This window comes from Amycolatopsis sp. (assembly GCF_036008905.1).
Classification (GTDB): domain Bacteria; phylum Actinomycetota; class Actinomycetes; order Mycobacteriales; family Pseudonocardiaceae; genus Amycolatopsis.
The window spans coordinates 40,747-61,305 of record NZ_DASYMU010000085.1; the positions used below are offsets into that span (position 1 = coordinate 40,747).

Below are 20,559 nucleotides of genomic sequence, written 5' to 3' on the forward strand. Positions count from 1 at the left end.
GACACCACCACCACGGTTCGCTCGCCGCCCCGGGTGTAAAGGACGCCGCGTGAGGCGGCACCATCGGACGCGACGACAGAGGTCAGTGTCGTCTCGGTCCCGGCCGGCAACTTGTCAAAATCGATGAGGCCAACAACATTGGCACCGTGTCGCTTCTTTTCACTCAATTTCTCGTCATCTTTCTGTGTTGGTCCAACTTGGCCGAAGGCTCTCCCCGACGCGGATGCGTCATCGTGAGGCTCCCTGGAAAGGCGACCCCGAATCAGCCTCGGAACAACGCGCCTGATTCGGGAACCGGGGCGTAAGCCCCAAGTGAGGACAGCACCTGCCAGGACGTAGCGGTCGCGGCGGTGACGACTGGCAGGTTGACGATGGCTTCGGCGGCGGGGATCGCGTCCAGGGACGGCATCTGCACGCAAGCGCTCAGCACCACAGCGTCAGCCCCCCGCGTGTCGAGACGGCGCGCGATCTCGGGCAACCCTCTCGGGTCCAGACGTCCGACGGCGAGGTTGTCGTCCACTTCCAAGCTGATCGCGTCTTGGACCTCGATGCCCTCTCCCTCGATGTAGTCGACCACACGTGCGGTGAGCGGCTTGAGGTACGGGGTCACGATGGATACCTTGCGAGCCCCGAGGTGGTGCAGGCCGGCAATGAGCGCGCCCGCGCTCGACAGCACGTCCACCGGCGAGCCCGCCTCCGCCGACGTCTGGGTGAGCTGCTTCTCGATGTCACGATGCGCGCCCCGGCCCTGGGACATGATGGCGACCAGGCAGGCGTAGGCGATCACGTCCACGTCGGCGTCGGCCAACTCGACCGTCGCCCGACTGGCATCCGCGTTCATCGCGGCGAGCGCTTCCGCGCTGACGGTCCGCATCCGCATCCGACTGGAGTGGAACGTGAACCGGTCACCGGTCACCGCCGCCACCCGCCGCAGCACCTCGGGGACTTCTGTCTCCATCGTCGTGTTGGAACTCGGCACCAACATGCCCACGCGGTGAGAACTCATCACACTTCACCTTCGATTGAAATTTCGAGTCGGCCGGCGGCGGCGACCTTCCGAGCGAACGTGGCGCCGCACACCGGACTCGTGCCGACAAGGTCGACAACCTCCCCAGGCCCTGCCCAGGCGCTGAGCAAGGGCCAAGCGGTGACTCCACACGCACTCAAAGAGCGACGCCGATCTATTGCCCTGTCTGGATCGCGTTGGCGTTCCACTCGGCCCGAAGCCGGCAGCCAGGGCACAGGTTTTCGTAGTTTCAAGTACGGGAAATTCCTCATACGAGACTCCGTTCGGGCCAGCGATGCAGCTATCACATGCGGCATTAAGCAGATTTCCCACGGCGGCGCTTCCGTACACCAGTTGACCAAGTTCCGGCGCGATTCCGTCCAGGTCCCCCCGGATCTAGGTGAGCCGCCGTCTCACTCATTGCATGGAAGGGAAGGGATCGACAATGGCTTCGGCCGGCGGCAGGATCTCGGTCGGCGTCACCATAAGCCAATCCATCACCATCCGCAGGTAACGCATCCAGCCGTCGCTGCCCCGGTTAAGCGTGGGCACGATGCTCAAGAGCATGAGGAGGATCCGCAACATGTCCTTCTCCGGGTCCAGATCGGCTCGCATGAGGCCCTGCTTCTGCGCCCTGCGGACCATCCGGCACACCGGATCAATAAACGACGTCTGGATGATTTCCAGGGTTATCCCGACCGGGATTCCGTTCCGACTTGCTGCCCTCAAACCCTCCTCGAAGGCGATGCGCATCCCATCCCGCGGGTCCTCCGCATCCTCTGCCCTGGCCAACGCCGGAGCCATATCGGTCTCGAAAATGTCCCAGACAACCCCTCGAAGCAAATCGTCACGAGTGGGGAAGCGACGATAGAGAGTCGCCACGCCGAGACCTGCCGCTCGAGCGACATCCTCTACCGATGCCTGAGGGTTCTCCCGGAGTACCTCGCGTCCTGCGTCAAGAATACGTCGGACATTTAGGGCCGCGTCGCTGCGAAGCCGTGAGGGACTCTTAGTGGAAGGAATTGACATATTCGCTTTCCTTGACATCTTCAAGAGGTTAGCAGAGGAACGACGCCGACATTGGCACTTACCCGGGGAAGTTGCTCTGGATGGTGCTCTTGCCGTTTAGCGTCTCGTCGTCGGTGGAGCCGACCGCATGAGCGGCCTGGTCGGTGAGGACGATCGGCCACTGCGTTTCCACAGTGAACAATAGACCGTCCCGCTTCATCGGGGACTGGAGGTCGTCGTTGGTGGCGAATTGCCAGATATCTGCTGCGGGGCCATGCGGAGTAAGCATGTTGGTCAGCGCCGAAATACCCTGCAGGAAACCGCCGGCAAATTCTGGTTCCTCAATAGCACCGGCAAATTCGGTGCTCACGTTGCGGTGGAAATACTGTGGGCGCATGGTGTCCTCCTGGACAAACCACTCCGGGACCGCCACGCCGAAGTCGATATTGTTCAGGCCGGGCGTGGCGGTCAGCGAGCTGAGCGCCGTGTAACGCGAGGGATCCGGGTGATCGAAATTGACGCTGCCCATGAGCTGGAAGTGTCGCAAGTTGTACACGTAGGCGGCGCTGGTGCCGTGCCAGGCGACCACATCCAGCGGCGAATGATCGTACGTTGCACTCCAGAGGTTTCCAGCGACTTTGTGGATCACCTCGACTGCTTGTTCGCGTTCGTCGTAGGCGGCGACCGGCGACCGGAAGTCGCGGGGATTGGCCATTCCGCTCTGGCCGATGTAGCCCAGCTCCGGAAGGACAAAGGACGCACCGAAGTTCTCGAATACGTATCCGCGGACGAACCTGGGCTCGTCCTTGCCGTCGGCTGCACCCAGAATCTCGACCCGGAACTTGATCGCCCGGGGGATCAGCGCGAGCTCGCCCGGCTCCACAGCCAGTATGCCCAGTTCTGTATGGATGAGCAGGCCACCCAGCTCGGGCACGATGAGCAGTTCACCATCGGCATTGCCGAACACTCGATCGGTCATCGAGGTGTCGGCGGTGTACAGGTGGATGGCCATGCCGCTGCGCTGGGACGGATTGCCGTTGCCCCCCAGGGTCCATAGACCGGAGAGGAAGTCAGTACCCACGGCCGGCGCCGGCCTAGGGTCCCAGTAGAGCAGGTTCGGCTCTACCGGAGTCGTGAATGGCGGCGCCAGCAGCGTCGGGTGCTGGATGCGTTCGAAAGGCGGACTCACGACTGACGGGCGGATGCGGTACAGCCAGCTGCGGCGAGTGTTGGCCCGAAGCTCGGTGAACGCCGTCTCGGAGAAGAGCTCGGTGTACAGGCCGTAGGCAGGACGCTGTGGCATGTTGCGCCCCACGGGCAGCGCCCCCGTCAGCGCCTCAGTGCTGTGTTCGTTGCCGAAACCGGTGGTGTAGGTCAGCGAAGCCGCCGCCTTACGGGCCTGTTCGCGCACGGCCGACTCATCCTTGGCCTTCTCAGGAGCAATTGTCATGATCCAGAACCTCCCGTAGTGAACTTGCGAGATACTGATAGGACGCTATCAGTATCTGATGCTTTGAGCAATGAAGATCTTGATAAGCGACTTCCGACTGCTCCCACGTACGGATCTCGCGACTCAATCTGGCCAGGTCACGCCACGCTTCTTTACGTTCCACTCGCGTCTCCGCGCGGCAGAGTTGATAGGTCTCTATCGGTTGCAGCCGTTGCGTCCGTACCGGCTTGGGGTACGCCATCGAAATCGGGTGGTCCCACCGAAGTACTAGGTGACGGGTCTGCTGCGCCGTTAGGTGACAACTGATCACTGCAGTCCGGCGTGGCCTGGGTCAATAGGACCAGCCATCGGATTTGTTGGTCCACTCCATCAGGTTGCGGAGCGTCCATGCTCCGGCCGCGACCCGACCAAGCGACACTCGCCGAGGTTGAGGTGTGGCGAGCCGGTCGGCCTTTGACAACGGCCGTCCACTCGGCGGCCGGCAACTGAACACCGCTGGTGGTCACCATGGAGGAGCAACACCTCTCACTGGACCGACACTTGCGCGAACTGGAGTCATCGGTCTAACGCTGGGCCGACACCGACACCGACTCCGCCGCGGACCGCGACTCCGTGGTCGACGCGGCCGAGCTACTGCTCCCGCCGCTGCACGAGCATCTCGACCTTGAAGAGGAGAAGGTTCTCCCGCTGATCGGCGCCTATCTCTCCCAGAAGTAGTGGGGCGGACGCCGGTCGTACGCCTCGTACGGCACCGCCACACCTCCGCATTACGCCGGATGAGGTTTCCGGGCTGCCGCCGGCGCGGCTCAGGGACGGCGCACCCAGGACTAATCATTGGTGATTTACAAAACATATATGCTGCACATAGGATCCCCTCATCGCAAGGCGGCCGTGTCTCTCTCGGCGCTGTCCGGAGAGGAGGACCGCCCGTTCGGAGACGTGAGAGAGGTTTTTCCTATGTGCAGTGCCGAGATCGGACGACCCATCCACCCGCCCTTCGACCCCGAGGTCCTGTCGGCCCTGGAGCAGATCCGCGCTGTCTACCCCGCGTTCACTCTTGAGGGGATCCCGGACGCGCGTGCGGCGGTCGCCGAAATCCTTTCCGGGTCGCAGCCGTTCGACCTCACCATGGGCGGGAAGGTGCGCAAGCGGGAGATGACCGTACCCGCCGAGGGTGATCGTCCTGAGATGCGCGTCGTCGTGCTGTCGCCGACCGAGCCAACGGGACCGTGGCCGGGCATCTACCACACGCACGGCGGCGGAATGATCGTCGGAGCCGCGGAGGACGGCCTGGAGGAGTTCGCACCGCTCGTCGCCGAGTTCGGCGCCGTCGTCGTCTCCCCCGACTACCGTCTCGCTCCTGAGAACCCCGACCCCGCGCCGGTCGAAGACTGCTACGCCGGTCTGGTGTGGACCGCACGCAACACCGCTGAGCTGGGCATCGATCCCGAGCATCTCATGATCGCGGGCATGAGCGCGGGCGGTGGCCTTGCCGCCGGTACCGCGCTGCTGGCCCGGGACCGGGGCTTTCCGGCGCTGACCCACCAGATCCTGATGAGTCCCATGCTGGACGACCGTTTCATCACGCCGTCGAGCAAGGAACTCGACGGTGAGGGCATGTGGGACAGCAACGACAACAACGTCGGCTGGACCGCGCTGCTCGGCGAGAGACGTGGCGGGCCGGACGTATCGGCCTACGCGGCGCCGGCCAGGGCCACCGATCTCTCGGGCCTGCCGCGGACGTTCGTGGCCTGCGGTTCGGCCGAGACGTTCCGTGACGAGGCCATTGACTACGCGCAGCGCCTGTTACAGGCAGGTGTGTCCGTCGATCTCCACATCTGGGGTGGCGGCTTCCACGGGTTCGATCTCAGGGAGTTGGAGGCGGCGATCGTCAAGGCCTCCCGCGCCACTCGCCGTGAGTTCCTGGTCCGCGCCCTGTGCGACAAGCCGGTCCAGTGAGGGTCGTCTTGCACCCTTGCACGCTGACGTGGAACCCACGGTGCCAAGCTGGAGGGTCGGGAGCCGACAGCGACGGACACCGTGCGGCAAGCCTCGCGACGCTCGGTCGACACGCCTCGCCGCCGCTGCAGGACGGCAGCATTTCCTCCGAGTACATGTCGGACGAGTGCGAGATCCTCACGGACGGTCTCGATCGAGCCGTAGTCGAGGCGGAACTCGGTGCGCTGCTGGGCCGTACCGTGAACTCTGGCGTGCGGTTCGATCCGTATCTGGATTTCGAGGCTCGCACCACGTTTCACCACACGCTCGGTCTGCTGCTGGCCTGATGGCCGACTCGGACGGCCTGGCGGAGCATCCTGCGATGTACCGCAATCTCGGCCGCCTGGTGATGTCGGGGCTCCTGCTCAGCCAGCCCCACCCCTGGTCCGAAGAATTCTGGCGGTCGACCGGCATCGAACGCCTGGGGGAGGCCGGTTTTTAAACGGCACGTCGGCGTGAGCCCCATGGCCTATCTCCATCGCGTACGCATGGCTCGTGCGCACGAGGTTCTCGAGAACGCGGATCGGGACATCACCACCGCGACCGTGAGGGCCGCGACGACTGCAAAGCGCGGGAGGAGTCCGACGCGAAGGCCGCTGTCGGCAAGACCACGACCATCGCCGACGGGGGTTGTCCAGGCACCGGACTCCTGGTGCCCCACCCCTGCCGCAAAGGCGAAGACCCCCTACTGGAACAGGCCCACAACAAGTTCCACAAACAGGTCCGCGCCCGCGTCGAGCACGCCTTCGCCCGCATGAAGACCTGGAAGATCTTCCGCGACTGCCGCCTCAAAGGACAAGCCTGAGAAACACGTACTCCCGCATCGACAGCCCATAATCGCCGTCACCAGTCCGATTCCCGAACGGCTTCGGATCGGTCGGCGTGAATCGCAACCATCACTGGATGCCGGGCTAGGACGAGGTTTCTCGATCCCGTCCGTTCACACCTCGGTGACTCACACGACGATGACGCGGAGCCTGGCGTGTGCTTCGTAGCGGCGGTTCACGGAGATCAGGTCGGCGACGAGCGACTCGGCCTGGTGCGCGTTCACATGCCGGCCCGCGAAGACGTCGCGAAGCCGGGGGATGCGGTCGGCAAGCGCCGGCACGGTTGTGCGGGACCAGGGATTGGCGTATGGAATGTCTTTGCCCGGGTCAGTCCTGCGTGTTGTCGCCGGGGACCTCGCAACTGAGCGCCGTCGTACCGATCGCGCGTTGCAGCAGCTCGTAGAGAGTCGTTCGCTCGTCGGCATCCAGGGCGGCGAAGAGCCGGTCCTCGACGACGATCGCGCGCTCGTCGGACAGAACGACCTCCTCCGCGCCGGACGGCGAGAGCTCGACGATGTGGCGACGTCGGTCGGCCGGGTCGCGTCGTCGAACGATCAAACCGCGTTCCTCCAGGTCATTGAGCAGGCCCACGACATTGCTCGGATCAAGGCTCAGCGCTTCGCCGAGACCCTGTTGACTCAGCGGCCCGCGATCGGCGAGGAGTCGGAGCGTGATGAGGTGCCGAGGACGAAGACCACCGGGAGTCATTTCGCTGATGTAGACACGCTTGCCAAGCCGGGTCAGGTGCTCGAGGAGCGGCAGCACACCTTGTCGGGCGGAATCAGCGGCGGCGGGCATTTTCTTGGCCATAGACAAAGGATACCTAGACCACCTGGTATGCACCCTGCGTCGATGGGCTGATCTTCGTCGGGTTCCGGAGCGCCGGAAACTCGTCGTCCACCGGCCTTGGCTCGCCGGAATTCCGCGGCATCGGTCCGCCATCCGCAGGTTCCGCCGTAGGCCCCTTCACGCGCCCGTCGTGGAAGGTGGAGCGGCCGACGCTCGTGTACATGGACATCGATCACTCGCCCGCCCAGGGGTCAACCTGTCAGCGCTCATGAAATTCCCCAGGTCTGGGCACAAGGCAGCCGAAGGGTTCCGGTTGCGGGTGCTGGTGACCGAGGACGAGTCAGCCGACGTGGTGCTGCGGATCTTCGCCGAGTACCTGGAAGGCAACGGTGATCGAGCGATCGCGAAGGGGCTCAATCAGGACAGGGTTCCGTGTCCGTCCGAACGGCGGCCGGACCAGAATCGGCATCGGCTCGCCGACGGATGGCAAGGCAGCACCGTGCGATCGATTCTGGAAAACCCGCGCTACACCGGTACGCCATCTTCGGGCGATGGACCTCGCACTCGTTGCGTACGAGGAGCACCCGGCCCGCGCGGACGAGCGCACCCTTTGCCAGCGCCGGGTACGCGACTTTTCCACTGCTTGAGCCTTCCACCAGACAAGCTGGGACGTTTCCTGCACGACAGCACAAGACGGTGATGATGATCTCTCAGTCAGGGCATGTAGCTGAGTCCAAGGCGGAAGGAGCTCGAGTCCCAAGGGCGCTGAAGCCGGCGTGTGCGGTGCGCATTGTGTGCGCGCCAGGGCGCCCGATAGGTTATGTCAACCTTGCAGTCGGCTGGGTATGTTCACGGCATATGGCCCTCATAACGGATTCCAGTAGCCACTGTCCGGAAACTTCGGGGCGCATCAATTCTGCTACGAGATGAGTTGTCTGATGGCGGTGCGGGTGATGTGGAACGCGGTGTCGGGGTTGTCCCAGTACACCATGTGCTCGGCGCCGGGAATTGACTGTTGCACTGCGGCGGGGTTGGTTTGGGCAGCTTCGTTGGCTCCGGCGGCCGTGACGACGGGGCTGTCGGCGCCGTACAGGAAGATGGCTGGTTCGGGGACGTGCGGCCAGGTGTGGAAGAAGTCTTCGGTATCGAATCGGTGATGGGTCGCGGCGACAGCGTCGTGGTCGCAGCTGGAGAGCCAGCGTGCCCGGATTTCTTGCTCGCGGCGGGGCCAGCGGGGCCAGGATTGGGCGACTTCGTCGGCTGTGGTGCCACGCTTGGCCTCGGTGAGCTGCTTTTCAAAGGCGGACAACGGGGTGGGGTACGGGCCGCGTCCTTCTCCGCTGAGCGGTGGGTCGACGATGATAGTGCCGCGAAGGCAGCGGCGGCCTCGTGCGGCGGTGACGGCAGCAATCCGGGCTCCCATCGAGTGTCCGAGGACAAGAGGCCGGTCGAGGCCGAGGTCTGTGATGACAGCTTCAGCATCGGCGGCGTAGTCGTTCAGGGTGTAGCTGGGGGCGGAGTCGGAGAGACCGCGTCCTCGGATGTCGAGGACGACGGTGCGGACGAGGTCGGTGAGCCGGCGTGCGACGAAGTCCATGGTGATGGCGGGGCTGGTGATGCCGGGAAGGATGAGCAGTGGGGGGTTGTCGCCGCCGTAGTCCAGTACGTGCAGGCGTAGGCCGTCAGTGCGGATCCAGCGGCTCTGTGCGGGAATGTCAGCGAGGTCCGCGAGCGCGGTCTGGGTGAGGTAGCGGTCGGCCATCGGGTCCGCTTTCTGTGTCAGTGTGCGGCGGTGGTGTGGTCGGGTAGGTGGTGGAGGTAGCCGAGGGCGTCCTCGAACTCGACGACATCTCCGTATTTGGTGTGGATGTCGAACAGGTTCGCGTCGTGCGGGCCGGGTGCGCGGTCTCCGACGCAGTCGCGCGGGACGAGGACTGGGAACCCGGATTGCACGGCGTCGACCGCGGTTGCACGGACGCATCCGCTGGTGGTGGCGCCGCAGATGAGCAGGGTGTCGCGCTGCAACCCGGTGAGCAAGGAAGCCAGGCCGGTCCCGAAGAAGGCGGATGCGCTCTTCTTGATGATGAGGTGGTCGTTGGTGCGGTCATACGGTAGCCGGGGGTCAAGGGCGACGGCCTCACTGCCATCACGCAGGGCTCGCATTCCGGTGGCTTTGTGGAGCCAGGCGATCGAGGTGCCGTCTGCCTCGGCGGGGGTGTAGGAAATCGCGGTAAACACGACGGGTACGGCGTGGTCCCGGGCGACGTGGATGAGGCGCGAGGTGTGGGTGACGACGTCGGTGAGGTCCGCGCCCGAGGGAAAGCTGGGCTCGGTGAAGCCGCGGGTGAGGTCGACGACGACCAGGGCGGGTCGGCTGCCGCGGGGCACGGTAGCGCCGAAACCGGCGCGTTGATACGTGCGGTCGGTTTCGAGTCCGTGATGGCTGCTGACTGCCTGTTCAGCCACGGCGCGCCGCCTTGAGTTGTTTGGCTTGGCTGTGAACTCTGCCCAGTAGCCAGCCTTCGAATAGTCCGAAAACGAATACGCCGGCCAACGCGAGGTATTTTTTCCCAGCGGGGCCGAGCAGCATGGCGAGCCCGTCAAGCTCGGCGTCAGAGTGTGCGGCGGTCGGTGGTGGTGTGCCATTGTTTGCGGTGGGGACCGTGGCTGACAGCGAGGTGGGTGCCGCGGGGCCAGTACCGGGAGCGTCGAGCAGACCGGCGAGGTTCGCGGCGAACTGACCGAGCAGTCTTGTGGAAACAGTGCTAATCGCGCCTTTGCCGAACTGCGCGATCTTGCCGCGGACGAGCATGTCGGTGCGCAGGCGCAGGAGTGCACCGTCGGGAGCAGGTTCCACTGAGAGGTCGATCAGTGCTTCGGCGTCACCGCTGCCGCGGCCTTCGGTACCCTCTGCCTGCAGGCGCAGGGTGCGCTGCTCGTCGTTGACGTCGAAGAACTTCACGGTGCCGCTGTATTCGGCGGTGATGGGGCCGACCTTGACCTTGACGCTACCTCGGTACGTGTCCCCGTCGCGGCCGGCCAAGGACGCGCCGGGCAGGCAGGTCACCACGCGTTCGACGTCGTTGATGAGAGTGAACACAACGTCGGGGTGAGCATGGATGGTGATGTCGTTGTCCAGGATCACGCGCGGCGTCCTTTCGTCCAGATCATGATTCGGGTGGGGATCCGGTGTCGGTCGCGGGGGCGGCTTCTCGTCGTCCGGCCGCGCAGGCAGCGATCGCGTCCACAATGGTCTGGTAACCGGTGCAGCGGCACAGGTTGGCGGAGACGACCTCGCGCACGTCCTCCCGGCTCGGGTTGGGATTGCCGGCGAGGAACCCTTCCGCCAGCATGAGGAATCCGGGTGTGCAGAATCCGCACTGCAGCGCGTGATGGGCGGTGAAACATCGTTGCAGATCGTTGAGTTGCCCTTGGGGCGCAAGCGATTCGACGGTGCGGATGTCGTACCCCTCGGCCTGCGCGGCGAAGATAAGGCACGCCCGGACGGGTGCGCCGTCGACGAGTACGGTGCAGGCCCCGCAGATACCGTGCTCGCACCCGACGTGCGTGCCGGTGAGGCCAAGGTTGTGGCGCAGCACGTCGACGAGGGTGTAGCGGCCCTCGACGAGAACCTCGTGTTCGTCGCCGTTGACGGTCAGCGTGATCAGATAGCGCTCGTTCACAGGTTCACCTCGGCGCACATGCGGTGGTGGAGTGCCCGTTGCACGGTCTCGGGAGCGATGGGAGTGTCGTCCAGTTCGATCCCGGTGTCGCGCAGTGCGTCGTTGACGGCGTTGAGGATCGCCGCCGGAGCGCCGATGGTGCCGCCCTCTCCTACGCCTTTGGCGCCGCTGCGGGTGAACGCGCTCGGGGTCTCGAGGTGATGAACCGAGATGTCGGGCATTTCCATCGCGGTGGGCACCTTGTAGTCCATGAAGCTGGCGCAGGAGGGCTCACCGTTGGTGTCGTAGGTGACTTCCTCGAACAACACTCCGGCGATGCCCTGGGCGATGCCGCCACGGGCCTGTCCTTCGACGACCTGGGGGTTGATCGCGACACCACAGTCCTCCACACAGACGTAGCGCAGGATCTGCACCTGGCCGCTGCCGGGGTGTAGCTCGACGACCGCACCGTGGGTGGCATTGGAGAAGGTGCCGTCCCCGGTGGCGTCGAAGGACGCCGTTGCCCGTAGACCGGGCTCTGCTTCTTTAGGCAGCAAATGGGCCTTGAGGTAGGCCACCTCGGCGATCTCGGAAAAGGGGAGCCACCGGTTGTGGTCGTCGATCCGCCGCACGCCGGCATTGTGGAGTTCGACGTCGTCAGGCGACGTTTCGAGCAGGTGCGCACCGATCAGGAGGAGTTTGTCGCCGAGTTTGGTGGCGGCGAGGTCGATCGAGCTGCCCCCGATGGCGATGGACCGGCTGGCGAAGGACCCCCATCCGTAGGTGATCCTGGCGGTGTCTCCCTGGGAGATCTTGACCTTGTCCACATCGATGCCGAGTTGATCGGCCACGATCTGAGCCATGGTGGTTTCGTGGCTCTGCCCGTGGCTTAGCGTGCCGGTAGTAACGATGACGCTGCCGTTAGTGTCCATGGTGGCTTCGGCGATATCGTAGCCGGGGACGACCTTCATTTTGCGTTTGGCGAAGGCGTCGGATCCGTAGCCGGTGCGTTCGCTGAAGCAGGAGTAGCCGATTCCCAGCACTCTGCCCTGGGCGGCGTAGTGGTCGCGGCGGTCGTACCAGCCTTCGCCGGTCAGCACCTGCTGGCACAGGTTGAGCGACTCCAGGTATGAACCCGGGTCGTAGGTGATGTCGTTGACGCCAGTGTACGGAAATACGGTGATCAGGTTGCGCCGCCGGATTTCGACGGGGTCCAGGCCGATGTCCCGGGCGGCGCGTTCGAAGAGTCGTTCCATCACCATGACGTACTGGGGACGGCTTACCCCCCGGTAGGGCGCGGTGGGCGCCTTGTTCGTGACCACCGCGCGGCCCCGGACCCGGTAGGCGGGCACCCGGTACACACCGGGCATTTCGGCGGAGGCCATCAGCGGTTCGATCCCCACGGTGAACGGGTAGCAGGAATACGCACCCATGTCACAGACGATGTCGACGTCCAAGCCGAGGATGCGACCATCGTCGCTGAACGCGGCGCGGGCGTCGTAACGCTGCTCACGAGCCAGAAACGACGCGGTCAGCGCGTCTTTGCGATCCTCGATCCACTTCACCGGCCTCCGCAGTTGCAGGCTGGCTGCGGCGGTGGCGATCTCTTCGCGCCCGACCACACACTTCTGGCCGAACCCACCGCCCATGTCAGGCACGATCACCCGCACGGCCCGTTCATCGCACCTCAGGCACTGGGACGCCACCGTGCGGACCTGGTGCGGAACCTGTGTGCAGGTATGCAGGACGAGTTGCTCCTCCCGGTCGTCCCAGTGCGCGACCACACCGCGGGTTTCCAGCGGCAAGGCGTTCTGACGTCCGGTCTTGGCCCGCACCCGCACCACGTGATCCGCTCTGGCGAAGACCTCGTCGATGTCCTCGGTCGCGAACATCGACACGTCGAGCAGGGTGTTGGTGCCGGCGTACCCGTGCACCAGGGGTGCGTCGGGGGCGAGGGCCTGCCAATCGGACACGACAGCCGTATTCGGTAAGTAGGTCACCCGCGCTGCCTCGATGCCGTCCTCGGCGGCGTAGGGATTCTCGGCAATCACGATGGCCAGTGGTTCGCCGACGTAGCGCACCACGTCGCGGGCCAGCACCGGCATGCTGGTGGGAATGAACTCCTCCCGAGGCCGCTCGAGGACGGCCACGATGTCGGTCAGGTCCAAATCGCTGCCCGAGTACGCGGCTACCACGCCTGGCACAGCCGTGACGGCGGACAGATCCAGGTCGGCGACGACGCCCGAGGCGACGGTCGCGCGCACGAACTGGGCGTGCAGCATCCCGGGCAGATGGATGTCATCGACGAACTTCGCTCTACCGGTCAGCAGCCGGGGATCTTCGCGGCGGGGGACCGAGGCGCCGATCCAGGCGCCGGACGGGGTAAATGTCGGTTCGCGTGCCCCTGCGGATGGTGCGGTCATCGATTCATCGCCTCCTGGCAGGCCGTGGCGACAAGATGGCGCGTCAGCCTTCGCCGGTAGTCACTGCTGCCGTTGGGGTCATCTGGTGGGTCGATCGCGGTGGCGGCGGCCTCAGCGCAGTCGGCGAACAAGTTCATGTCTCCGGCGCGGCCTTGCGCTAGCAGCGCTTCGACCTCGGGGATGCGCTGGGGAGTCCCCGCGACTCCGCCGAGGACCAGCCGGCCTCCGTGCACCGCGCCTTGACCGACATCGAGGGTCACGGCGGCGGCGACCGTGGCGAAATCGCCCCGCCGCTGCGCGAACTCTGTGATCGCCGCGTGGTGGGCGTGGCGGGGGAACACGACCTCGATGACGATTTCCTCGGGTTTCAGTGTGGTGGCGAAGAATCCGAGGAACAATTCCTCGGCCGGAATACACCGCCGCCGTCCTTGGTGGCCCTGCGCGACGATGACGGCGTCGAAAAGGATCGCCAGCAGGCACCATTCGGCGGTCGAGTCCCCGTGCGCGAGACTGCCACCGATGGTGCCACGGGTACGGATCGGGAGGTGCCCGACCCAGCCCATCGCCTGGCGCAGGATGTCGAATCCGGGCCCGGTCACGTCGGCCGGCGCGGTCTCCACCAGGTGGTGGGTGACCAGCGCACCAATGTGCAGGCCCTGGTCATCGGTGTGGAGAAAGGACAATTCCCGTAGCCGGCCGATATCCACCAGGTGCTGCGGGGTGGCGAGACGGAAGTTCATCATCGGCACCAGGCTCTGCCCGCCGGCGATGATCTTGGCGTCCTCGCCGTGATCCGCGAGCAACTCGGGGACCTGTGCGACGGTGCGGGCGCGGTGATACGTGAATGGTGCAGGTTTCATACGCGCTGGGCCTCCCCGGAAACTCCGGCCGGCACCATGATCGTTCCGGCAGTCGACCGCTTACGGCATTCGTCGGCGCCGTCCGCGGACGTCTTAATTTTGGTAATCATCGTCGGCACCGCAACCTCTGTGTAAGGAAAACGCCAGCGCGTTCGCACTATCGGCCGAACTGGTACGAGAATGCCTCTAGATCGGGGTCGTGCAGCGGGGTGCCGCTCCACAGCCAGTCGTAGGAAACCTCGGATTCGCCGTCGAACTTCTTCAGTTTCTCGTCCCGTGCTCGCTGCTCGGGTCCGTCGGGAAGGTGGTAGAAGTCCTTGTTGCGCAACGACGCGTCCTGAACTATGCCCGCATGCTTGGCACGCCGGGACACATACCGGGTCAGCGCTTCCCGGATACCGTCGGCGGGGACCGCGCCCAGTTCCTCGGCGAGCACGGCGGCATCCTCCATGGCCTGGGAGGCACCTTGGGCTTGATAGGGCAGCATTGCGTGGCAGGCATCGCCCAGCAGGGCGACGTGTCCGTCGGTCCAGACCGGATCACGGCGACGGTAATACATGGCCCACACGGTCGCGTCACCCTCCGATTTGGCCAGCATCGCCCCTACCCGGTCGTCCCACCCGGGAAACGCTTCCACGAGTTCGTCCGCCGACGCCGGGCCGGACCATTTCTCGGCGATCTCGGCCGAGCAGGGCACGATGGCGACTACGTTCAGGTACTGTCCACCGCGGATCAGGTAATGCACCAGGTGTCGGTCCGGCCCGTACCAGATCGTGCTCTGGAATCGGTCCACCAGCCATCGGGTCGCGGGGTCTGCGGCGATCTTGTCCCCGGGAATCAGCGCCCGGTAGGCCATTTCTCCGGAAAACTCCAGGGTGTCGGGCAGGCCCAGCGCGTCACGCACCTGGGAGCGGATTCCGTCCGCACCGATTATCACGTCCGCGTCGTAGCGCTCCCCGGTGGCGGTCACCGCCACCGGACGCGCTGAATCGGCGCGATCGACGTCGACGACTTTGCTGGCGGTATGGAACTGCACCACTGGCCCGGGCCCGAGGCGGTCCAGGCAGGCGTCGTGCAGCACGCGGTGCAGATCCGCACGGTGGTAGTGCCAATAGGGTGCGTTGTACTCGCGCTTGCAGCGCTCACCCAGTGCGGTCATCGCGAGGACCCTGCCGTCCTTCCAGCGGCGCCGCACCTGATCCTGCGGCTCGGTGTGGATCGCCGCCATTTGTGGCCGCAACCCCAGTCCGATCAGGATCCGGCTAGCGTTGGGGGCGGTCTGAATCCCCGCACCCACTTCGCCCAGATGCGGCGCCTGCTCCAGCACTGTGACCCGGAAACCCTTGTGCCGCAGGGACAACGCTGCGGTCAACCCGCCAAGGCCGCCGCCGACGATCACCACACCGTAGGTCTGGCTCACAGATACCGCTCCTCCCTCTCCGTTATCCGGGTCGCAACTGGGACCGAACCGGAAACGGCTGTGGCGCGACACCGTCCGGCGGAAACTAATCCGAACACGGACTATCTCAAAATGCAAGAGGGTGAACCGATATGCCACCCGAGTGACGTCAGGGGACCGGTGACCGCCTCAGGACGGTGGCGCGATCGCTTCCCAATGCTCGGCCAGTTCCTGCATTACCTCGAGCAGGCGCCGACGATCCCCCGGGGACCGACCTGCGAGCAGGCGCTCGTCGAGCATGCGGGCGCGGGCATTGACCTGCTGGTACGTCGCGTGTCCTTCCTCGGTGAGGTAGAGCAGTTTGCGGCGTCCGTCGCTGGGTGGCGTCTCGCGGACGATGAGGCCACGTTCTTCGAGGCGGCGGGCCAGATCGCCCATGGTCGACCGGTCCAGCGCCACCGACGCCGCGAGCGAGCCCTGGTCGACCCCGGGGGAGCATGCCACCGCAGTGAGCACGGCGAATTGCGGACCGGTGAGGGTGGCGTCCACGGTGCGTACCCATGCCGCAAGGTACGCCTGATACATGCGACGCGCCTGATAGCCGGGGGCGGCAAGCAACTCAGCGGGAGTTGCCGGTGCCCAGGTCGCGCCGCCGTTGCTCGTCGGCGCCGGTTCGTCAGCAATCTTGGCCATGGTCCCAGCTAATCATGCCTCCCGCGGCCACGACACAACCGGATGGTGCAGGGCAATCGCTCCACGAAACGGCGGCAGACCGTGATCGGATACCCATTCGTAACACGAAATTGCCCAATGGTGTGTGGGAGTCTGTCGGCAATTGGGGTGATCTGCTGTCCCACCTGGGCGACGACTCGCCGAGCTCGCCGCAGCGCGGACCGGATCGCGTGACGAGTGTGTTTCGCCTCTTGTGTCCAGAGATAGTCCGTGTTCGGATCAGTGGCCAAGTCCATGGTGACGCACGAAGGAGTTTCCGTGATCGTGTCAAGCCGCTTGAGTCGTGAGGTGCGATGAGCGATGGAACTCTCGGACGTCGCGCAGCAATGCCCCAATGACGTCGATCAGTTGACGGGCATCCAGAACATCCAGTCTGAACATCAATCACCGTATGGAGGAACATATGTCAGATAAGAGCGCCAGCACACGCGTCGTCGCGGCGGTGCATGCCGCACCGGTGTTCATGGACACCGAGGCCACTGTGGACAAGGTCATCGGCTTCGTCCAGCAGGCCGGTCAGCAAGGCATCGACCTGCTGGTCTTTCCGGAAGTCTTTGTCCCCGGCTACCCGTACTGGATCGAGTGTTACCCCCCGTTGCAGCAGGTTGCGGCGAACGTTCAGTACACGCGAGCTTCGGTGGAGGTGCCGGGCCCCGAGATCGCCAGGATCCAGTCCGCCTGTGCGCAGGCCGGCGTGGAGGTCGTGTTGGGTATCAGCGAACGCCTGGCCGGCACGGGCACCTGTTTCAACTCGCAGGTGTTCATCGATGCCGACGGCACGTTGCTTGGGGTACACCGCAAGCTGCAGCCGACCTACGTTGAGCGCATCGTGTGGGCCCAGGGTGGCGGTGCGACCCTGTCGGTGTTCGACAGCAGCTCAGGCCGCATCGGTGGTCTGGCCTGCTGGGAGCACACCATGAACCTGGCTCGCCAGGCCCTGATCGAGCAGGACGAGCAGATCCATGCCGCCGCGTGGCCGGCGTTGTCCACGATGGCCGGCTTCGAAAACGTGGCCGACGCGCAGATCGAGGCCATGATGAAGACCCATGCCCTCACCGCCCAGGTCTTCGTGATCACCGCCGCGAACCCCGTCGATCAGACCTGCCTGGACTGGCTGGAGACCAATCTCGGCCCCCAGAAGCTGGTCACCGCGGGCGGTGGCTGGTCCTCAGTCCTTCACCCCTTCAACTCCTACCTCGCCGGACCGCACACCGGAGCTGAGGAAAAACTCGTCACTGCCACCATTGATCTGGACGACTTCGGTTTCGTGAAAGCCTGGCTCGACGCGAAGGGCCACTACGCTCGTCCGGAAGTCGTGCGCCTTCAGGTCGACCGGCGTCCGCTGTGGCACGACGAACCCGATGAACCCCGTCCACAGACTATTCGCCGCTCCACTCAGCGTCACCGGGTGGCCCCGCCGCAGGGGATCACCGCCTCCGACGGAGCAGCACGCCTGCCCGCCCAGGAATGGGACAGCGCCGCGGCCGAACTGTCGTCCTGACGCCTGGCTCGCCGTCCTGTTCCCGACACCAACACATCGATAGGGGCACCAACGGCTCGTCGCGGCCATAGCGGCAAGCGGCATGTCGACACTCCGGTCCGGCCGCCCCTTGACAGCAACCCAAGAACACGAGATAGTCCGTGCTCGGACCAAGATAGTCCGAGCACGGACTATCTTGGTGGAGCGTGCTCTCTGCGACGTCCAACCGAACGGAGACAAGATGGACTTCAACCAACTCAACGACATCTTCGTCCGACAACTGACCCTCAGCGGGGTGCACGAGGGTGAGACGGTGTCCGTGCTGACCCGGGGAAACGAGCGTGCCGATTACGCGGATGCCGCCCTGTTCGCCGCACAGGAATTGGGGGCGAATACCTTTCATATGCGATTGCCCGCTGCCCGCTCGACCGGTGGTACGTGGGCTGTGGGAGATTCCGGTCTGGGCACCAATCCTGTCGCGGTCGAGGCGCTTAAGCAGAGCGACATGCTGATCGACCTCACGTTCCTGTTGTTCAGCAAGGAACAGTTCGACATCCAGGACGCGGACACCCGCATCCTCACGGTCGTCGAGCCCGCTCCGCTGCTGGCGCGGCTGATGCCGACCCGGGAACTGCGCGAGCGCGTCGAGGTGGGGGCCGGACTGCTGGCCAAAGCCGGCTCGATGCGAATCACGAGTCCGCACGGCACCGACATCACCTACACCCTCGGCCGTTACCCGACGCTGAGCGAGTACGGCTACACCGACATCCCCGGCCGCTGGGACCACTGGCCAGCGGCATTCGTGTTCACCGGCGGCACTGATGACGGCGTTGACGGCACCATCGTCCTCGCACCCGGCGACGTACTTCTGCCGTTCAACTCCTACGTCCAGACCCCTGTCACGCTCACGGTTGAAAAAGGGTTCATCGTCGACATTCGCGGTGGATTGGACGCCGAGTTGCTCACCTCCTACATCAAGTCCTTCGACGACCCCCGCGGCTACGGCATGTCCCACGTCGGCTGGGGCCTCGACGAACGAGCGCAATGGCACGGCCTGACACAGTTCCCCGGCGGAATGGGCATGGAGCTGCGCTCCTTCTACGGCAATGTGATGTTCTCCATCGGCCCTAACAACGAACTCGGGGGACCGAACGACACCCCGTGTCATTTCGACATTCCGATGCGCGGCTGCAGCCTCTACCTCGACGACGAACCCATTGTGCGCGACGGCGACGTTGTCATCCCCGACATGCGGCCGACCTGCCGCCGATGAACATCATCGTGCCCAGCTCGCGGCGAGGAGAATGTCGGTGACGAACTACCACATCGGCATGATCGTGCCGAGTTCCAACCGCACCATGGAGACCGAGCTACCGCGCATGCTCCACTCGCGCGCGAAACCGTTCGCCCGCAGGAGCGTTTCGTCTTTCACAGCAGTCGCATGCGTATGCAGCATGTCACCCCCGAAGAGTTGCGTGCCATGAACGCGCAGACCGGGCGGGCAGCCACCGAACTGGCCGACGTCCGGCCCGATGTCGTCGCGTCCGACTGTCTCGTCGCGATCATGGTCCAAGGTTTCGGCTACCATTGCACCGCCGAAGCCGATATCATCCGCGCGCTGCGCGCGGTTGGTTCACCGGCGCCTGCTCTGTCCAGCGCCGGCGCCCTCCTCTCCGGTATAGCAGCACTCGGGGCCAGGCGTGTCGCGATCATCACCCCATATCTCAAACCACTCACCGAGCAAGTCGTCGACTACATCGAAGCCGCAGGAACTGAAGTCGTCGACGCGCTGAGCCTCGAAGTGTCCGACAACCTCGCGGTCGCGAACCTCGACCCCGACGGCCTTCGCGAGCACTGGAAAAAACTCGACATCACCAACGCCGACGCCATCGTCCTGTCGGCGTGTGTGCAAATGCCGTCGTTGTCAGCCATCCCTGCCGTCGAAGAGCAATCGGGTTGCCCGTCACGGGAAGGTGTTAGCCAGCCACTTGAAATGGTTGGCGACTTCACGACCGTCGTGGCGGTTGATGTCGAGGAAGTGGACATCGTCCACGATGATCAGTCGGTTCTTGCACTGGGCGACGCATTCGGCGGCGCGGTGTGCGAGCAGGTCAGCGTGATGCAGACGGGGAGGTCGATGCCGAATTCAAGTGCTGATTCCACGGATGTCCTCGCATAGGTGCGTGGGTAGCTGTGCGTCGGAATGGTTGCCGACCGACTTAACCGGACTTTACCCCGAATAAGCGCCGGTCGGGCTCAAACTTCGATAGTTGGGGCGATACTCGAGCTGGCCTCCCCAATCCGGACAGCTCACCCCCAGACGCTGGCAGATCCGGGTCGGGCGAGAAAATTCATTGCCGGAACCAGCATCATGGCGAGCACACTCCACGTCAAGCTCCCTTCCTGCCTAGTTCCTGAACCCTCGCCGTACCCCTACCCGCAAAAACTGACAAGCGGGGTATAGTCCGTTTGGCAGCGAAGTTGATCGACGAAATGGATGGTGGAGTAATGCCTCTCATCGGGGAGTACGAGCCGAGCACGTTCGAGTTCAGCCGCAACCAGGTGGATCTCTACGAGAGCTCCGGCGGCACAGAGGGCACCGACAATCAGGGTGCACCCGTGATTATCCTGACCTCAGTGGGGGCGAAAACCGGCAAGATTCGTAAGACCGCCCTGCAGCGCGTGGAGCACGGCGGCGCGTACGCAGTCGTGGCGTCTTTGGGTGGTGCGCCCAAAAACCCTGTCTGGTACTACAACTTGAAGGCGAACCCGCACGTCGAGCTTCAGGACGGCCCGGTCAAGAAGGACTATCAGGCCAGGGAAGTCGATGGTGACGAGTACGCCACGTGGATAGACCGGGCCGTCGAGGCGTGGCCCGACTATGCGGAGTACCAGAAGAAGACCACCCGCAGGATGCCCATCTTT

At 64.6% G+C, this 20,559-nt stretch carries 20 protein-coding genes and 2 pseudogenes; 9 read left to right on the top strand and 13 right to left on the bottom strand.

Translation table 11 applies throughout. The features are described 5' to 3' along the window. Nucleotides 1-262: 262 nt before the first annotated feature. From VGP60_RS16195 to VGP60_RS16205, 3 genes are all read right to left on the bottom strand, one after another. Nucleotides 263-1,006 (bottom strand): Asp/Glu racemase, encoded by a 744-nt coding sequence (locus tag VGP60_RS16195; RefSeq protein ID WP_327548828.1) that lies wholly within the window; start codon nucleotides 1,004-1,006, stop codon nucleotides 263-265. A gap of 417 nt (nucleotides 1,007-1,423) precedes the next feature. Next, a complete protein-coding gene (locus VGP60_RS16200) occupies nucleotides 1,424-2,053 on the bottom strand; it encodes a helix-turn-helix domain-containing protein (RefSeq protein ID WP_327548829.1) in 630 nt (209 codons plus the stop codon). A 40-nt stretch (nucleotides 2,054-2,093) separates the two neighbouring features. Then, entirely contained in the window at nucleotides 2,094-3,464 is a 1,371-nt protein-coding gene (locus VGP60_RS16205; RefSeq protein WP_327548830.1) for a homogentisate 1,2-dioxygenase, read from the bottom strand. Between the two features lie 957 nt (nucleotides 3,465-4,421). On the opposite strand from VGP60_RS16205, the gene VGP60_RS16210 reads away from it, so the two are divergent. From VGP60_RS16210 to VGP60_RS16225, 4 genes and pseudogenes are all read left to right on the top strand, one after another. Next, nucleotides 4,422-5,423, top strand: coding sequence for an alpha/beta hydrolase (locus VGP60_RS16210; protein WP_327548831.1), 1,002 nt, complete (start codon nucleotides 4,422-4,424; stop codon nucleotides 5,421-5,423). Between the two features lie 155 nt (nucleotides 5,424-5,578). Continuing rightward, the gene (locus VGP60_RS16215; RefSeq protein WP_327548832.1) at nucleotides 5,579-5,749 is read left to right on the top strand and encodes a hypothetical protein; all 171 of its coding nucleotides are present in this window, start codon (nucleotides 5,579-5,581) and stop codon (nucleotides 5,747-5,749) included. After that, nucleotides 5,749-5,904, top strand: a complete 156-nt coding sequence (locus VGP60_RS16220; protein WP_327548833.1) for a hypothetical protein — start codon at nucleotides 5,749-5,751, stop codon at nucleotides 5,902-5,904. The genes VGP60_RS16215 and VGP60_RS16220 overlap by 1 nt, the downstream gene beginning before the upstream one ends. A gap of 27 nt (nucleotides 5,905-5,931) precedes the next feature. Then, nucleotides 5,932-6,267, top strand: a pseudogene (locus VGP60_RS16225) (IS5/IS1182 family transposase); the annotation flags it as partial. A 150-nt stretch (nucleotides 6,268-6,417) separates the two neighbouring features. Here VGP60_RS16225 and VGP60_RS16230 read toward each other — a convergent pair. Continuing rightward, nucleotides 6,418-6,570 carry a hypothetical protein gene (locus tag VGP60_RS16230; protein ID WP_327548834.1) on the bottom strand — a complete coding sequence of 51 codons (153 nt, stop codon included), beginning with the start codon at nucleotides 6,568-6,570 and terminating at the stop codon, nucleotides 6,418-6,420. Nucleotides 6,571-6,616: 46 nt separating this feature from the next. Further along, a complete protein-coding gene (locus VGP60_RS16235) occupies nucleotides 6,617-7,099 on the bottom strand; it encodes a MarR family winged helix-turn-helix transcriptional regulator (RefSeq protein ID WP_327548835.1) in 483 nt (160 codons plus the stop codon). Between the two features lie 247 nt (nucleotides 7,100-7,346). Here VGP60_RS16235 and VGP60_RS16240 point away from each other — a divergent pair, with 247 nt between their 5' ends. Further along, complete coding sequence (locus tag VGP60_RS16240; RefSeq protein ID WP_327548836.1) at nucleotides 7,347-7,778, top strand: recombinase family protein; 432 nt, start codon at nucleotides 7,347-7,349, stop codon at nucleotides 7,776-7,778. A 219-nt stretch (nucleotides 7,779-7,997) separates the two neighbouring features. Here the strand turns inward: VGP60_RS16240 and VGP60_RS16245 are convergent, their stop codons facing one another. The 8 genes from VGP60_RS16245 to VGP60_RS16280 form a co-directional block, all read right to left on the bottom strand. Next, complete coding sequence (locus tag VGP60_RS16245; RefSeq protein WP_327548837.1) at nucleotides 7,998-8,840, bottom strand: alpha/beta hydrolase; 843 nt, start codon at nucleotides 8,838-8,840, stop codon at nucleotides 7,998-8,000. A gap of 17 nt (nucleotides 8,841-8,857) precedes the next feature. After that, nucleotides 8,858-9,544 (bottom strand): isochorismatase family protein, encoded by a 687-nt coding sequence (locus tag VGP60_RS16250; RefSeq protein WP_327548838.1) that lies wholly within the window; start codon nucleotides 9,542-9,544, stop codon nucleotides 8,858-8,860. Then, complete coding sequence (locus VGP60_RS16255; RefSeq protein ID WP_327548839.1) at nucleotides 9,537-10,223, bottom strand: SRPBCC family protein; 687 nt, start codon at nucleotides 10,221-10,223, stop codon at nucleotides 9,537-9,539. The genes VGP60_RS16250 and VGP60_RS16255 overlap by 8 nt, the downstream gene beginning before the upstream one ends. Nucleotides 10,224-10,245: 22 nt before the next feature. Beyond that, nucleotides 10,246-10,761, bottom strand: coding sequence for a (2Fe-2S)-binding protein (locus tag VGP60_RS16260; RefSeq protein ID WP_327548840.1), 516 nt, complete (start codon nucleotides 10,759-10,761; stop codon nucleotides 10,246-10,248). Further along, nucleotides 10,758-13,163 (bottom strand): xanthine dehydrogenase family protein molybdopterin-binding subunit, encoded by a 2,406-nt coding sequence (locus VGP60_RS16265; RefSeq protein WP_327548841.1) that lies wholly within the window; start codon nucleotides 13,161-13,163, stop codon nucleotides 10,758-10,760. The genes VGP60_RS16260 and VGP60_RS16265 overlap by 4 nt, the downstream gene beginning before the upstream one ends. Beyond that, nucleotides 13,160-14,023, bottom strand: a complete 864-nt coding sequence (locus VGP60_RS16270) for an FAD binding domain-containing protein (RefSeq protein ID WP_327548842.1) — start codon at nucleotides 14,021-14,023, stop codon at nucleotides 13,160-13,162. Before VGP60_RS16270 ends, VGP60_RS16265 begins: the two co-directional genes overlap by 4 nt. Before the next feature lie 157 nt (nucleotides 14,024-14,180). Then, nucleotides 14,181-15,443, bottom strand: a complete 1,263-nt coding sequence (locus VGP60_RS16275) for an FAD-dependent monooxygenase (RefSeq protein ID WP_327548843.1) — start codon at nucleotides 15,441-15,443, stop codon at nucleotides 14,181-14,183. A 168-nt stretch (nucleotides 15,444-15,611) separates the two neighbouring features. After that, a complete protein-coding gene (locus VGP60_RS16280; RefSeq protein ID WP_327548844.1) occupies nucleotides 15,612-16,115 on the bottom strand; it encodes a MarR family winged helix-turn-helix transcriptional regulator in 504 nt (167 codons plus the stop codon). A 442-nt stretch (nucleotides 16,116-16,557) separates the two neighbouring features. Here VGP60_RS16280 and VGP60_RS16285 point away from each other — a divergent pair, with 442 nt between their 5' ends. The 4 genes and pseudogenes from VGP60_RS16285 to VGP60_RS16300 form a co-directional block, all read left to right on the top strand. Further along, on the top strand, nucleotides 16,558-17,655 hold the full coding sequence (locus tag VGP60_RS16285) for a carbon-nitrogen hydrolase family protein (protein WP_327548845.1): 1,098 nt from the start codon (nucleotides 16,558-16,560) through the stop codon (nucleotides 17,653-17,655). Nucleotides 17,656-17,875: 220 nt separating this feature from the next. Next, nucleotides 17,876-18,907 carry a leucyl aminopeptidase gene (locus VGP60_RS16290; protein WP_327548846.1) on the top strand — a complete coding sequence of 344 codons (1,032 nt, stop codon included), beginning with the start codon at nucleotides 17,876-17,878 and terminating at the stop codon, nucleotides 18,905-18,907. Nucleotides 18,908-18,944: 37 nt separating this feature from the next. After that, nucleotides 18,945-19,597, top strand: a pseudogene (locus VGP60_RS16295) (maleate cis-trans isomerase family protein); the annotation flags it as partial. 506 nt (nucleotides 19,598-20,103) lie between these two features. Continuing rightward, on the top strand, nucleotides 20,104-20,559 hold a 456-nt coding region (locus VGP60_RS16300; protein ID WP_327548847.1), incomplete at its 3' end, for a nitroreductase family deazaflavin-dependent oxidoreductase.

Bases quoted from the DNA above. Each gene is read 5' to 3' on its own strand.
- VGP60_RS16195 (WP_327548828.1), bottom strand. From the start codon at position 1,006: ATGAGTTCTCACCGCGTGGGCATGTTGGTGCCGAGTTCCAACACGACG.
- VGP60_RS16200 (WP_327548829.1), bottom strand. From the start codon at position 2,053: ATGTCAAGGAAAGCGAATATGTCAATTCCTTCCACTAAGAGTCCCTCA.
- VGP60_RS16205 (WP_327548830.1), bottom strand. From the start codon at position 3,464: ATGACAATTGCTCCTGAGAAGGCCAAGGATGAGTCGGCCGTGCGCGAA.
- VGP60_RS16210 (WP_327548831.1), top strand. From the start codon at position 4,422: ATGTGCAGTGCCGAGATCGGACGACCCATCCACCCGCCCTTCGACCCC.
- VGP60_RS16215 (WP_327548832.1), top strand. From the start codon at position 5,579: ATGTCGGACGAGTGCGAGATCCTCACGGACGGTCTCGATCGAGCCGTA.
- VGP60_RS16220 (WP_327548833.1), top strand. From the start codon at position 5,749: ATGGCCGACTCGGACGGCCTGGCGGAGCATCCTGCGATGTACCGCAAT.
- VGP60_RS16235 (WP_327548835.1), bottom strand. From the start codon at position 7,099: ATGGCCAAGAAAATGCCCGCCGCCGCTGATTCCGCCCGACAAGGTGTG.
- VGP60_RS16240 (WP_327548836.1), top strand. From the start codon at position 7,347: ATGAAATTCCCCAGGTCTGGGCACAAGGCAGCCGAAGGGTTCCGGTTG.
- VGP60_RS16245 (WP_327548837.1), bottom strand. From the start codon at position 8,840: ATGGCCGACCGCTACCTCACCCAGACCGCGCTCGCGGACCTCGCTGAC.
- VGP60_RS16265 (WP_327548841.1), bottom strand. From the start codon at position 13,163: ATGACCGCACCATCCGCAGGGGCACGCGAACCGACATTTACCCCGTCC.
- VGP60_RS16270 (WP_327548842.1), bottom strand. From the start codon at position 14,023: ATGAAACCTGCACCATTCACGTATCACCGCGCCCGCACCGTCGCACAG.
- VGP60_RS16280 (WP_327548844.1), bottom strand. From the start codon at position 16,115: ATGGCCAAGATTGCTGACGAACCGGCGCCGACGAGCAACGGCGGCGCG.
- VGP60_RS16285 (WP_327548845.1), top strand. From the start codon at position 16,558: ATGTCAGATAAGAGCGCCAGCACACGCGTCGTCGCGGCGGTGCATGCC.
- VGP60_RS16290 (WP_327548846.1), top strand. From the start codon at position 17,876: ATGGACTTCAACCAACTCAACGACATCTTCGTCCGACAACTGACCCTC.